The following is a 13637-nucleotide window of genomic DNA, read 5'->3' on the forward strand; positions in this document are numbered from 1 at the left end:
TCAGTTTTATGCAAGAACATAAGACTGAAGGTTTTTTATTTCAAAATTAGTTGATAATTCCTTTTGGAATTTTGATGTTCTGCCTGTAATTTTTCTTATTTTTAGGCCGAAATTTTACACCCCATCTTTCTGTTATTCATCCCTGATAATCAGCAGAAAATAAAAATATTCCATAGATAATGTACTTGATTTTTGATACTGAAACCACCGGACTTCCCAAACGATGGGATGCCCCTTTAACCGATTCTGATAACTGGCCACGCTGCATTCAAATTGCCTGGCAGGTTCATGATGAAATGGGGAATCTTATCGGGAATCAGGATTATCTGGTTAAACCTGAAGGCTTCAATATTCCCTTTGATGCCGAAAAAATTCACGGAATTTCCACTCAACTGGCACAAGAAAAAGGGATTTCTCTAAGAGAAGTTCTGGAGAAGTTTAATATCGCTTTGTCGCAAAATAAATTTGTGGTTGGTCAAAATGTTGGGTTCGATCTTAATATCATGGGAGCCGAATATTTAAGGGAAGGAATGGAAAATCCCCTTGATGGTTTTCCGGTTTTGGATACCTGTACAGAAAAGACTGCAGAATATTGTAAACTTCCCGGTGGGCGCTATGGAAAGTTCAAACTTCCTACTTTAACAGAGCTTCACCAGGAACTTTTTTCCCAGCCTTTTTCTGGAGCGCATAATGCCACGGCAGATGTGGAGGCAACCACGCGTTGCTTTTTGGAATTGATACGAAAAGAGATCTTTACCAAAGAAGAGCTCGATGTACCGGCAAATTATTTTCAGGATTTTTCTGAAGTGAATCCGAAGCCCATCCGGCTTATAGGATTAAAACATATCAACCTTAAAAAAGCTTCAGAAGAGATCAGGAAAAATCTGCAAAAAGAGCAGGATGTGGTGGAAATCTCTTCAGAAGAAATCAATGAAAATCTGGAAAAACTGGATGAGGTAAGGTTTTCACACCTTCACAACCATTCCCAGTTTTCCATTTTACAATCTACTATCAGCATTCCCGCGCTTATAAAAGCTGCCGGGGAGGAAAATATGCCTGCAGTGGCGCTTACAGATCATGGAAATATGATGGGTGCCTTTCATTTTGTAAAAGAAGTGGGTGTTTATAATAAAGGTATCAAAGCTAAAAATGAAGCCGCCCTTGCAAACAACGAACCTGCTGTTGGCAAAGAATTAAAGGCGATTTTGGGATGTGAGTTTTTTGTGTGTGAAGATCATCTTGATAAAAGCAGGAAAGACAATGGATATCAAATTGTGATCCTGGCAAAAACCAAGAAGGGATATCACAATCTGGCAAAAATGGCTTCTTTGGCCTACACCGAGGGATTTTATTATGTCCCCAGGATAGACCGGGAAGTGATAAAAAAATATAAGGAGGATCTCATTGTCCTCACAGGAAATCTATTTGGGGAAGTTCCCGGAAAGATCCTGAATGTTGGAGAAAACCAGGCAGAGGAAGCACTTTTGTGGTGGAAGGAAACATTTGGGGCAGATTTGTATATAGAATTAATGCGCCACGACCAGGAAGAGGAAAACCGGGTTAATGAGGTGTTGGTACAATTTGCCAAAAAACACGGGGTTAAGCTGGTTGCCTCAAACAATACCTATTACCGGAACCAGGAAGATGCAAATGCCCACGATATTCTGCTTTGTGTTAAGGATGGTGAAAAACAGGCCACGCCTATAGGTCGCGGACGGGGATACCGTTATGGATTGCCAAACAATGAATATTTTTTCAAGAGTGATGCCGCAATGAAATCCCTTTTCAGGGATTTGCCGGAAGCCATTTCCAACGTTCAGGAAGTGGTGGATAAAATCGAGCCTTATGAACTGGCGCGGGATGTTTTATTGCCTGCTTTTGATATTCCTGAGGAATTCCTTGTGGAAGAAGATAAAGCCGATGGTGGAAAACGAGGAGAAAATGCATTTCTGAAACATCTTACCTACGAAGGAGCAAAGAAACGCTATCCTGAAATTACCGAAGAAATTAAAACCCGGCTGGATTTTGAACTTTCGGTAATTGAGAATACCGGATATCCTGGTTATTTTCTAATTACCGAAGATTTCATTCGGGCGGCACGTGCGATGGATGTTTCGGTTGGGCCGGGAAGGGGGTCGGCTGCGGGAAGTGTAGTTGCTTATTGCCTTTGGATCACCAATATTGATCCTTTAAAGTACGATTTGCTTTTTGAGAGATTCCTGAATCCGGACAGGGTGAGTATGCCCGATATCGATATTGATTTTGATGATGAAGGCCGAAGCCGCGTGATGGATTATGTGATTAAGAAATATGGATCCAATCAGGTGGCGCAAATTATTACCTATGGTACCATGGCTGCTAAATCGGCTATTCGTGATACCGCCAGGGTACTGGATCTTCCTTTAAATGAAGCCGACAGGATTTCGAAACTGATCCCGAATATGTCCAAACTGGCAAAGATATTTGGTCAAAGCGATAAGGAATTAAAAAAGAATTTCCGAAGTGAAGATCTTGAGAAGGTCAATCAACTTTTAAATATTTCCGAAGGAGACGATCTGGAAGCACAAACCGTAAACCAGGCCAGGATTTTGGAAGGATCGGTACGGAATACGGGGATCCATGCCTGTGGAGTCATAATTACCCCCAGCGATATTACCAATTTTGTTCCGGTGGCACTTGCAAAGGATTCCGATCTCTATGTTACCCAGTTCGACAACTCGGTGGTAGAAAGTGCAGGGTTGTTGAAAATGGACTTTTTGGGTCTGAAGACCCTGACACTTATAAAGGATACCGTAAAAATTGTAAAAGGCCGTCACGATATAGATCTGGATCCGGATACTTTTCCGCTGGATGATGAAAAAACCTATGAGCTTTTCCAGCGCGGGGAAACCGTAGGGATATTTCAATATGAATCTCCCGGAATGCAAAAGCATATGAAAGATTTGAAACCAACGGTTTTTGATGATCTTATTGCTATGAATGCACTTTACAGGCCAGGTCCAATGGAATATATTCCAAGTTTTATCAAGCGGAAGCACGGGGATGAGGAAATTGCCTATGATCTGCCGGACATGGAAGAATATTTGAAAGAAACCTACGGAATTACAGTCTACCAGGAGCAGGTGATGTTGCTTTCTCAAAAACTTGCAGGTTTTACTAAAGGTGAAGCCGATGTTTTGAGAAAGGCCATGGGTAAAAAGATCTTTGCATTGCTGGAACAACTCAAGCCTAAATTCCTGGATGGAGGAGAAGCAAAAGGACACCCGCGGGAGATCCTGGAAAAGGTTTGGAAAGACTGGGAAGCCTTTGCAGCCTATGCTTTTAACAAATCCCACTCTACCTGTTATGCCTGGATCGCATATCAGACAGCATATTTAAAAGCCCATTATCCTGCCGAATATATGGCTGCGGTACTTTCCAATAATATGAATGACATCAAGCAGGTGACGTTCTTTATGGAAGAATGCAAGCGAATGAAATTAAAAGTTCTGGGGCCGGATGTAAATGAATCTTATTATAAGTTTTCAGTAAACAAGGAATACGCGGTAAGATTTGGAATGGGAGCGATTAAAGGAGTAGGATCCGGTGCGGTAGCCACTATTGTGGAATATAGAAAAACCGAAAGCGGCCCTTATAAATCCATTTTTGATATGGCCAAACGTATCGATCTACGTGCAGCCAACAAGAAGGCCTTTGAGAATCTTGCGCTCGCAGGAGGATTTGACGGTTTTGGAAATCACCGTGCTCAATATTTCCACGATGAAGGAGATGGAATTACTTTTTTGGAAAAGGCGATAAAATATGCAGCAAAATTTCAGGAGAGCGAGAATTCCTCACAGGTAAGCCTTTTTGGGGAAGCCAGTGATGTGCAAATTGCGGAACCCGTTGTTCCTCCTTGTGAAGAATGGGGAACCATGGAAAAATTAAAACGGGAGAAGGAAGTGGTAGGAATCTATATTTCCGGACATCCGCTGGATGATTTCAGGGCAGAGATGAATTATTTCTGTACCGCGAAAGTTTCAGATTTTACAAATCTGGAAAATTTTATCAATCGTGAAATGGCCTTTGGAGGCGTTGTTTCAGAAGTGCAACACCGCGTTTCCAAAATGGGGAAAGGCTGGGCATCATTTACGGTGGAAGATTACTGGGATTCTTATGAATTTCGGATTTTTGGAGAGGAGTATCTAAAATTCCAGCATTTCCTTGTGCCCAATAGTTTTGTGTATATTAAAGCCTTTGTGAAAGAAGGCTGGACAAACCGGGAAACGGGTAGTAAAGGGGATCCAAGACTTCAGTTCAATAATTTTCAGTTATTGCACGATATTATGGATATGTACGCAAGAAAATTGACCATTCAGCTTGATATTAATCATTTAAAAGAAGAACAAATCGATTCTTTAAAAGATATTTTCAGGGCACACCGCGGAGATCACATTTTGAACTTTATAGTGTATGAGATGAAGGATATGGTAAAGGTGAATATGTCCAGTAAAAAACAAAAGGTGAGAATTTCGCAGGAATTGCTTGATGCTTTGGAAGTAGAGCAGGTGGTTTATAAACTGAATTAAAAAGCATTTCATTATAAATTGAAACATTCAGAAAAAGGTTTGTAGAAAAATAGGTACTTGTAATGTGTATATAATGAAATGTGATATGCATTGTAAGGTTTGCTGAAATATTTGACTATTTTTACATATTAATTGATAAGAAAAAATAAATATTATGGCTTTAGAGATAACAGATGCTAATTTTGAAGAGACCGTACTTAAAAGTGATAAGCCTGTAATGGTTGATTTTTGGGCGGCCTGGTGTGGACCTTGTAGAATGGTTGGACCCATCATAGAAGATATCAGCAAAGATTACGAAGGAAAGGCAGTTGTTGGAAAACTTGATGTAGATGCAAATCAGGAATTTGCAGCTAAATACGGAGTTAGAAATATTCCAACTGTTTTGATCTTTCAAAATGGAGAAGTAGTTGGCCGCCAGGTAGGCGTAGCCCCTAAAAACACATACGCTGAAGCATTGGATGCTTTGTTGTAGTAAACTAAAAAATAGTTTTAAAAGGTCCGGTGTAATTACCGGGCCTTTTTTGTTGCAAATTTTTAGATAAATAGAACTGAAAGTTTAGCCCCGAATGAACGAATGTTTTTCCATTGCCGGCAGGCAAATCATCATATTTAATTATTCGCATTCGTGGCAATTCTCCTTACATCTCTTTCTAAAGAATAATTTATCTTAGTAAAAATTAAAACCTTAGAAAAGGAGAAGAATGGATTTACAACAGGAAGTACATAAATCGGGTGGATTTACCAATCTGGAACTTTTAGCCAGGCAGGTAGTGGAAGGTTTTATTTCCGGAATGCATAAAAGTCCGTTTCATGGGTTTTCTGCGGAATTTGCCGAACATAAGATCTATAATAACGGTGAAAGCACAAGGCATATCGATTGGAAATTATTTGCCAAAACCGATAAGCTCTATACAAAACGGTATGAGGAAGAAACCAATTTACGTTGCCACCTCATCCTTGATAATTCTGCATCCATGCATTTTCCCGAAACGAAAAGCTTCCGTAGGGATTCCCTTAATAAAATTGGTTTTTCTGTACTCGCGGCCGCTTCCCTGATGCATATATTAAAGCGTCAGCGGGACGCGGTGGGATTAAGCATTTACAGTGATACTTATGAATATTATTCCCCGGAAAAAGGAAGTGAACGGCATCACAGGATGTTGTTGAGTGAGCTGAATAAAATTCTGAGCAACCCCGTTAAAAACAAAACCACCGACAGCTATACTTATTTACATCAAATCGCAGAAAAGTTAAAACGTCGTTCCCTTATTTTTTTATTTACGGATATGTTTCAGGAGGACAAGGAAGAAGCCGAATTGTTTGAAGCATTAAAACATTTGAAATACAACAAACATGAAGTGGTGCTGTTCCACGTAATCGATAGAAAACGGGAACTCAATTTTGATTTCGATAATGTTCCCAGGCGTTTCACCGATGTGGAAACCGGGGCACAAATCGACCTGTATGCCGATAATTTTAAGGATTCTTACCGGGAAACCGTGGCGAATTATGTTGCAGTACTTAAATTACAGTGTGCAAAATACCGGATTAAATATGTCCAGGCGGATATAGGAGAAAATTTCGAAAAAATTTTAACCACCTATCTTATTGAGAGACAAAAATTTGGAGGTTAATAGGTGCTATTTAAGTAAATAAATTCAAAAAAATGTTTGTGCAATATAAAAACTACTGTATATTTGCACTCGCAATAACGCAACGGTCTGGTAGTTCAGTTGGTTAGAATATCTGCCTGTCACGCAGAGGGTCGCGAGTTCGAGTCTCGTCCAGACCGCAAATTGCAAATAAGCTCTAAGAAATTAGGGCTTTTTTTATGCCTTATAATGAAGTTGTGTTGTGTCCCAACGTGTTGGGATGTGGAACTACATAAAAAACAAAGACTTTACAGGATACCATACTTGCCACTGCAGATAAATAAACTAATTTGACAATTTTATTGAATCAACCTCATACTACAATTGAGAATACGGCAGGGATTTTAAAAATATCCTGGTTATGTTAGATACCGTATTGGTATATTCCTTCAGGTTTGAAATGCGCTGCCAGTCTGGATGCTGACCAAACTTTGACCAGGCCTCCTGATGCTTCTCTTTATCCTTAAAGGCCAGCATATAAGTTAACGAAGGCATTTGATCTCCGGAGATATTTTTTCCGAAGAAAACTGTACGCAGTCCTGCATCCTCAAAAATTTCAAATTCATCTTCATTGAACATTTTTAATTTTCGGCGCAGTGCATCTTCATTATAACTTTCATAAATCCTCAATTCAAATTGATTCAAATTATCGGCCGGTTTCACGATATTTGGAAAACCCCAGGAGGATCTTATAAACCTACTTTCATATCTATCGAATGGGACTTTATCGGGTGGAGTGTTTCGGTAAGCTTCCGCGGCTGATTTAAATTGATCGTCATCTTCAAGCCCATCGGCAACGTCCAGATATGCCTGCACGTTATTATACGGAATTAAGAGATAGATTTTTTTTGGTAAGGCTTCCCCACTTTCTTCAAAAGCTCCCACATTCTCTAATCCCTGCCGATTTAATGCCGGAATAAGAGCATCCTTAAAATAATCATGAAGAATGTTTGCTGATGTACTAAATTGCATGTTATATACCCTTAACTCATAGACTTCAGACTGGGAATAAGAAGAAGTAAAAAAGAAAAAGCTCGCAATAACGATTAGTCGTAAGATCATAATTTATCTAATTAATACGCTAAAGATAATATATAAATCGGGTTTTACCCTTTCCTTCGTCGTGAGTTACAGGGCCGATCCCGTAAACCCTAATTTCTGTTCTGTCCCTAAAACCCGTTAAAAATGCTTAATTTAGTTTCTACCCTGACTTGAATCCAGGTTTTTAATCAGTCTGCCGCAAGTGGTAGACATGACTGGTGTTGGGCAATGGAAGCAGTAGGAGATAATTGCAGCAAATGCACTTCACATAATAAAGAAAGTAACTTTAAAAACCTATGACAACCGAGACAAAAAAATTTCATTTAAGAGTTTACGACAACTTTCATTATATGGACGAATCCGAAGTATACAACCACGGACAGTATGATACATATGAAGCTGCCTTGATTGCAGCCAAAGCGATTGTTGATGATTTTTTTTGAATATAATTGGCAAATCGGCATTACGCCAGATTCTTTAATTGGACAATATTGCCTTTGCGGAGAAGGCCCAATTATTCTACCTAACGAGCATGGTAAGCATGAACGTTCTTCAGCAAGGACTTATGCAAACATCAGTGCAGTAGAGGTTTGTCGTAAACTTGATAACAAATAATGGAAGCACAGACACTTTATCAAGAAGCACTAAAATTTGCGAGAGCGAAACACCTTGAGAAGGAACAAAAAGTTATAGGAACATATCTTCCATATGTTGTGCATTTAAGAATTTTTGCAATGGAAATATGAAGCCCGGAATCATCTACCAGGCAGGCTGTTATAATCGCTTTTATTTAAGGAAAAGTTTGTCTTTTCCAGTGCAATACAGGTCATAGTGGCATTATCCCGGTCATTAGTCTTTCCTTCCATGATCATTTGCATCATAATCCCCTTTCCCTCCTTTATCCATTTTGGATCAAAACCTTTTGGAAGCTTTGTTTGATCAGATTTGTAGATCTCTCCAAAACTTATGTCCGGCTCTGTAGTTACGTAAAAAGTAAGAACCATCTCACGGTTTTCGCCCTGAAATCCCCCACATTCATAGCCCAGAATGGTTTTGTTCGGTATCTTTTTAAAGCTGTACTCATCTTCTTCGGCATTATCTGCCGCTATTTCATCGGGCAGGGTTTTTGGCATTTTTGTAGCCATTACCATATTGTTCCCCCCGGATAGCATATACATAACGTTAAGGTTTCTTGAGGGATCCATCACCATATACATATCATTTTCAGAAAGTTTCATTCCGAAGTAGGGAGCATCTTTTTTCAGAAAATAATTAAGGATCATATCGCCCTGCCGGGTTTCCATTTTCATCACATAACTCCATTCAAAGTCATATACCTGCGGAATTTCAGAAGGATCTACCTGTTCATGTCCCGCGGCCCCGGACATTTGGAAATTCAGCATATTGTCAACAGATCTTCCAGCCTCATCCGCTGCTTTATCGGCCACTTTATCGGTGACGGTTTTTTCAACTTTTTGCTCTACTTTTTTCTTAAGATTTTTCAAAATTTGTGCGTGTAATGGCATTAGGCAAAATGCCATTAATATCGTGGTAAGTATTGCCTTTTTCATGGTACAAGATTTTTTTAAAGTTTTACTACTATTACCGGGACTACTTATTTTAGGCGATCCTTATAAAAAATGGGGTTTGGGTAGGAGGGTAAACCAGTTTAATAGTCAATGGCCACCCATTGAACATCATCCGGCAGGGCTTCCAGCCTGCTTACTAAGGTTTTTGATGGGTAGGTTTTCCCTGTCTTGGAGGTAAAGATCTCAACGATGTCATATTTTAGAATGTTCCAGCCTTTTTCCAGTTTTACCTCCAATATTGTGGTGTCATGATTCATTTCATCATCGTTTCCGGTGTAGAAAGGAACCTTACATTCTCCTGAAGCTAATGCCGGGCCTTCACTAAATATCCAACTAAGGTAATAACCGGGGGAGATGCTTTCGTCCCCGTAAGATCGCAGCCATACGGCTATCTCAGGCGAGTTTACAGCATAAAGGATCGCTTGTTCTGCTTGTCCTGTTTTATCTGTAAGGATCAACTCGGGGAGGCCCGTTATTATGGCATCTCCGTTTTGGGTAGTGATGCTTTCATCATAATTACAAAAAAAAGTGGTGGACATAGTCTTGTAACTCATGGTCCAACCAGGGGGAGCTTCAGCCGCTTCTTTTTCGGCGATTTTTCTAAAGGTGTTTAAATAATCGGGATCCAGCGGAATTTGAAAATCACCACCTGCCTTTATACTTCCCAGCTGGGTCATTTCTCCATTGAACATTCCAAAATAAGCTATAATGCTTTCCCCATGCGTCCAATTTTTTACCTTGCCCTGAATGCTATTCTGGGCGGTTAAGAAAAAAGGAAGGAGAAAGCAAAAAACCAATGCCATCATTTTAAGGTATGTGTTCTTCATGATTCAAGGTTTAAACCGTACAGATCCGGAGAATTAAAGTGCTAAAATTACTTTGAGTCTATGATAATTCCTATACTTGTTTTCCCTAGATTTTGAAATCCCGGATTTTGGTTTTTTTAACCCATCATTCAGGCGGACTTGCCTATAATTTTTAAAGGTATTTATTTGTGACTTCCTCGGCAGGCATATCGTTGTCTATAGATTCCCGTAAAGCCATTGCATTTTTCAATATGTAACTCCTTTTGTTGATGTTTCACTTCTGTGAGTTGGTATGCATTACTTTCGAGACCATATTTCTTTATAAGATATTCTTTAGATAATGCCTTGGAAAAATCTTCCTGTATGTGAGGAAGCTGATTCCTGTCCCCTAATAATATCATTTTGTTTAGGAGATTACCGTCTTTAATGAATTTGACAAGATTATTCAGTAATGAATTGGTGCTAACAAAAAGACTAGCTTCATCTTCTGTTACAATTGTGGAGGTCATTGAGGCTTCATCCAGAATATAAATCGTACGGTTCTTTACTGGATTAGGTTTAAGTATAAAAGAACTTCTCCTGTATTAAGATCGGATTCTGTGTTTTAAATGAGCGAATGTATTGTAGAGCTTATGGTTCTTGATTTCTTTCCCAAAATTCTTGCCGCGCTTCCTGTAGGTGCCGCAATTTTATAATTTATATCTTTAGAATTAAGGAACTGAATAAAGTTGTGGTAATGGAAGTTTTACCCGTACCGGCGGCACTACTTAAAATAGGGAAGTCCTCGAGATTTATCTTTGGAAACAAATTTTTCCATAGCAAGGAGTGCTTTCTCCTGATCTGCGGTTGGGAATTTGAATTCCAGGAAATTTATATTTACGGCCTTGCTTGTTTTAGCCTTATTATTTTCTCCTACCTCTTTTGCCATTGTAGTTATTTAATCCATCGTTGATGGTTTAATTTCCCGAGGACTGCCCGAATCATTCAGGCGGGATTGCCTCGCTTTTTTAAAAATATTTTTCACCCGTCTACCTCTTTAAATCGTTCACTTAATTATTTAAATTGCCAGGGGTATAATATATTTTTATGGTTGGTCTCAGATACCACGCCTCTTAATTAGTTTACGGCATCCCAGAATTTTTTTTTCATAATCAATGTCTTCTTTTGCCATTTATAAAAGATGGTGAGTTTAGTTTGTACAAAAAGGATCAAAGTAGGGGAAGATTTGAAGTGGAAAGTTAGCTATTTTTTCAACACTAGTAAAGGTTTTGAAACAATGCTTCACGGTTACTTGCTCTGTTGCACCGGCGGTTGGTAATTTTCAACGGCCGCGGTTATTTTCTGCTGTTTGACGGTTAGGTTGGGCAGGGCTTTTTATAAGTGAATAACCAAAATGAACAAGTAATTTGTTTTATTCCAGTTATATCGACAAACCCTTCATTGTGGTCTGAAATAAAAACACCAGCATCGGTAAAATATGCTCATATTCCGACTTGAAAATCCATCTCAGTGCATTTAGAATTTGATATTTGGATGTTTTGAGTTATTGTTTCTTAAACAAGCCGGAAATTTGATTATAATCTAGAAAGTATTGAAGTTTTAAGGAGAAAACATTGTTAATAGGTTGCCTGAATAAGGCATCGATACTTTTGGTGTACGAATCTTGAGCATCGGAATCGAAATTGAACAGCTGGTTACGATAAAGTGCAGTCACAAAACTTCCTGGTGCAAATTGCCAGGAATAGCCAAGATCGAAATTCCAGGTAGAGAAATTGATATCCGGGTTATTAGGGATGTTCGTGGTGGTATATCCTGTTGTGCTTGTAACCCGCCCATTATCCTTTAAACTTAACAATTGCTCATCATATCTAACAATCCCCCAGTAATTTCTAAGGGTAAGCGATAAGGTATGATTAGGGTTGAAGTTGTAACCCGCACGTACGGTTTGCTCGATCTCTTCTCGCTGGCGGTCTCCAAATATTACATCCTCGTCCACCTGAGTAACATAACCTCTATCTCCAGTATAGTAATCTCTGGAGAAGAAATAAGAGATCATAAATTTATCGTTAAAGCGTATTTGAGGCCCAAGTCCGAACCAATAATTAAAGTAATCACGACCATCTTCTAAAAGGGTCTCTGCTCCAATATTGGCACTTAATGCTACCTTTTTATTATTGTTGGATTGCCACCAACCATTTAGGTTTACTCCATTTTCTGTAATAAAATAACTTCCCGCTTTTCTTGGCTCAAAATAATCGTATTGTTTCCCTGGTTTTAGATTAATGTTGAAGCCCATTTCATTCAATTTTTTGGTTGAACCATTCGTGTTTAGCCCCATTCCGAGACCTGTAAAGGTACTTGGATTTGCCAGTCTGGTATAGTTCACATAGAAATTGGAGAAGTAACGGTTCCATTTCCCTGATGGCTCAAAAGTTCGATAATTAATGTCGATTCCAAAATCGTTATAATTATTCCTAAACTGCAAACCAAGATCGTTAGGGTTGTATTTCGTGTCGGCATAACTGTGATCTACACTATATCTTAAATTCCCGTGTGCCTTACGTGCCGCGACAAAACTACTAAATCCTGTTTCCATACCAGACTCCAGGTTGACATTACTCAGTTTAAGATCGCCCCGCACCTGATAGGTATTTCGCTTATTCATAATGCTGGACGTAAGTGCGGTAACATTGGCATCTCTAAAAGAACCATCCCTGGTTACATTGGTATTGATGATCCCAACAGAGGAATTCCCTTTAAATTGTTGGTCTACCACCACGATGTTATAGTTGGTAAAAGGCTCTACCACCTGCTTCCTTCTGTCTCCAGTAGCTGTATTTTCTATGGTTGCTTCTGCTTTTTCAGTAAAGGAATTAAAGAAGCCCAAACCCAGACCATTTGCTGTTCTTCCAGAAACCTTAATAGCATTTAGCACCTTCACCGATTCAGGAAAATATACCACTTCTTCATTCTCAGATGTCACCGGACTTTTGATAGGTGCTCCTCCAACTCTTCTGGAAAAGAACAGGTCTCCTTTGGAAAAAAGATCTACTCCTTCAGTAAAAAATTGTCTTTGTTCAGAAAATGTTTGCTCGAAAGGCCCAAGATTTAAAGTGATATTATCGAATCCTGTTTGTGAGAAATCAGGAATTAAAGTAGCATCCAGGGTAAAGTTTTCGGTAAGACCGTATTTCACATCTAAGCCTGCATTGAAGTTAGATTTGTATGCCCCGTCATAATAATTTTGAACGGTAGAAACAAACGGATAAAGGGAAAGTCTTGTTGGAGGATCCAAATCCTTCAAACCTTTTAATTCCCCATGGTACAAGCCAATATTCCCTTTAGAAACATCTATAGGATTCCAGGTATATTGAGATTCATCTCTTCTAAACCTTCTGTGAAATTGAATTCCCCAGGTTTCTACATCTTTATTATTGAATCTAAGACAACGGTAAGGGATCTTCATCTCCACGATCCATCCATCTTCCACGATCTCTACCGCACTACTCCAAACGCTATTCCATCCAAAATCCTCGCCCACACTTGGGGTAGAAATGGCATCGGCTTGGGTTCCGGAGGCAAATACAAAGAATTCGGTGTCATTTTGAGCGTCGTTATTGGGGTTTACTACAAATCCGAAGAAATCGGCACTTCCAAAATTATCCCGGCTGGAAAGCTGCTTTGAGATTTTTGTTGGATCGTCGTATAGGTATGCAGCGATGTATAAAGCGGAGTTGTCATACGAAAGCTTCACCACGGTTTTGTTGTTTTCGGTCTCCTTAACGTTCATGTTAGGCCGAAACTGAATAAAGTCTACCGCTTCCTGAGCATTAACCCAAACTGCATCGTCCAGGATCCCGTCTATTTTTGGGGCCTCTGTTGCTCGTTGAATATGAAGTTGTTTCTTTGTTACTTGTGCGTTTGTAGTTAAACAAAAGCAGACGATGATTAGGGTTGAAAATGATAATTTCATTAAGAGTC

At 39.3% G+C, this 13637-nt stretch carries 10 protein-coding genes and 1 tRNA gene; 5 read left to right on the top strand and 6 right to left on the bottom strand.

From position 1 onward, the window contains the following. The first annotated feature begins 179 nt into the window (after nucleotides 1–179). The 4 genes from dnaE (at nucleotide 180) to ACKGJN_RS04430 (ending at nucleotide 6360) form a co-directional block, all read left to right on the top strand. Nucleotides 180–4568 (top strand): DNA polymerase III subunit alpha, encoded by a 4389-nt coding sequence (gene dnaE / locus ACKGJN_RS04415; RefSeq protein WP_409538216.1) that lies wholly within the window; start codon nucleotides 180–182, stop codon nucleotides 4566–4568. 154 nt (nucleotides 4569–4722) lie between these two features. Continuing rightward, on the top strand, nucleotides 4723–5040 hold the full coding sequence (gene trxA / locus ACKGJN_RS04420) for a thioredoxin (protein WP_006989417.1): 318 nt from the start codon (nucleotides 4723–4725) through the stop codon (nucleotides 5038–5040). Nucleotides 5041–5269: 229 nt separating this feature from the next. Continuing rightward, nucleotides 5270–6202, top strand: a complete 933-nt coding sequence (locus ACKGJN_RS04425; protein ID WP_409538218.1) for a DUF58 domain-containing protein — start codon at nucleotides 5270–5272, stop codon at nucleotides 6200–6202. An 84-nt stretch (nucleotides 6203–6286) separates the two neighbouring features. Then, nucleotides 6287–6360 (top strand) — tRNA-Asp (locus ACKGJN_RS04430). 178 nt (nucleotides 6361–6538) lie between these two features. On the opposite strand, the gene ACKGJN_RS04435 is transcribed toward ACKGJN_RS04430, so the two are convergent. Continuing rightward, on the bottom strand, nucleotides 6539–7282 hold the full coding sequence (locus tag ACKGJN_RS04435; RefSeq protein ID WP_409538219.1) for an NIPSNAP family protein: 744 nt from the start codon (nucleotides 7280–7282) through the stop codon (nucleotides 6539–6541). A gap of 275 nt (nucleotides 7283–7557) precedes the next feature. Here ACKGJN_RS04435 and ACKGJN_RS04440 point away from each other — a divergent pair, with 275 nt between their 5' ends. Then, nucleotides 7558–7704, top strand: coding sequence for a hypothetical protein (locus ACKGJN_RS04440; protein ID WP_409538220.1), 147 nt, complete (start codon nucleotides 7558–7560; stop codon nucleotides 7702–7704). 312 nt (nucleotides 7705–8016) lie between these two features. Here ACKGJN_RS04440 and ACKGJN_RS04445 read toward each other — a convergent pair whose 3' ends face one another. From ACKGJN_RS04445 to ACKGJN_RS04465, 5 genes are all read right to left on the bottom strand, one after another. Further along, the gene (locus tag ACKGJN_RS04445; protein ID WP_409538221.1) at nucleotides 8017–8832 is read right to left on the bottom strand and encodes a DUF4412 domain-containing protein; all 816 of its coding nucleotides are present in this window, start codon (nucleotides 8830–8832) and stop codon (nucleotides 8017–8019) included. A 98-nt stretch (nucleotides 8833–8930) separates the two neighbouring features. Further along, a complete protein-coding gene (locus tag ACKGJN_RS04450) occupies nucleotides 8931–9677 on the bottom strand; it encodes a hypothetical protein (RefSeq protein WP_409538222.1) in 747 nt (248 codons plus the stop codon). 161 nt (nucleotides 9678–9838) lie between these two features. After that, complete coding sequence (locus ACKGJN_RS04455; RefSeq protein ID WP_409538223.1) at nucleotides 9839–10165, bottom strand: hypothetical protein; 327 nt, start codon at nucleotides 10163–10165, stop codon at nucleotides 9839–9841. 254 nt (nucleotides 10166–10419) lie between these two features. Further along, nucleotides 10420–10584 carry a hypothetical protein gene (locus ACKGJN_RS04460; protein WP_409538224.1) on the bottom strand — a complete coding sequence of 55 codons (165 nt, stop codon included), beginning with the start codon at nucleotides 10582–10584 and terminating at the stop codon, nucleotides 10420–10422. A gap of 615 nt (nucleotides 10585–11199) precedes the next feature. After that, nucleotides 11200–13629: a DUF5916 domain-containing protein gene (locus tag ACKGJN_RS04465; RefSeq protein WP_409538225.1), complete on the bottom strand. Its 2430-nt coding sequence runs from the start codon at nucleotides 13627–13629 to the stop codon at nucleotides 11200–11202. Between the last annotated feature and the right edge of the window lie 8 nt (nucleotides 13630–13637).

This window comes from Gillisia xinjiangensis, assembly GCF_046298265.1.
Taxonomy (GTDB): domain Bacteria; phylum Bacteroidota; class Bacteroidia; order Flavobacteriales; family Flavobacteriaceae; genus Gillisia; species Gillisia xinjiangensis.

Excerpts from the sequence above, each read along its gene's own strand:
- dnaE (WP_409538216.1), top strand. The coding sequence starts at position 180 with ATGTACTTGATTTTTGATACTGAAACCACCGGACTTCCCAAACGATGG.
- trxA (WP_006989417.1), top strand. The coding sequence starts at position 4,723 with ATGGCTTTAGAGATAACAGATGCTAATTTTGAAGAGACCGTACTTAAA.
- ACKGJN_RS04425 (WP_409538218.1), top strand. The coding sequence starts at position 5,270 with ATGGATTTACAACAGGAAGTACATAAATCGGGTGGATTTACCAATCTG.
- ACKGJN_RS04435 (WP_409538219.1), bottom strand. The coding sequence starts at position 7,282 with ATGATCTTACGACTAATCGTTATTGCGAGCTTTTTCTTTTTTACTTCT.
- ACKGJN_RS04440 (WP_409538220.1), top strand. The coding sequence starts at position 7,558 with ATGACAACCGAGACAAAAAAATTTCATTTAAGAGTTTACGACAACTTT.
- ACKGJN_RS04445 (WP_409538221.1), bottom strand. The coding sequence starts at position 8,832 with ATGAAAAAGGCAATACTTACCACGATATTAATGGCATTTTGCCTAATG.
- ACKGJN_RS04450 (WP_409538222.1), bottom strand. The coding sequence starts at position 9,677 with ATGAAGAACACATACCTTAAAATGATGGCATTGGTTTTTTGCTTTCTC.
- ACKGJN_RS04455 (WP_409538223.1), bottom strand. The coding sequence starts at position 10,165 with ATGACCTCCACAATTGTAACAGAAGATGAAGCTAGTCTTTTTGTTAGC.
- ACKGJN_RS04460 (WP_409538224.1), bottom strand. The coding sequence starts at position 10,584 with ATGGCAAAAGAGGTAGGAGAAAATAATAAGGCTAAAACAAGCAAGGCC.
- ACKGJN_RS04465 (WP_409538225.1), bottom strand. The coding sequence starts at position 13,629 with ATGAAATTATCATTTTCAACCCTAATCATCGTCTGCTTTTGTTTAACT.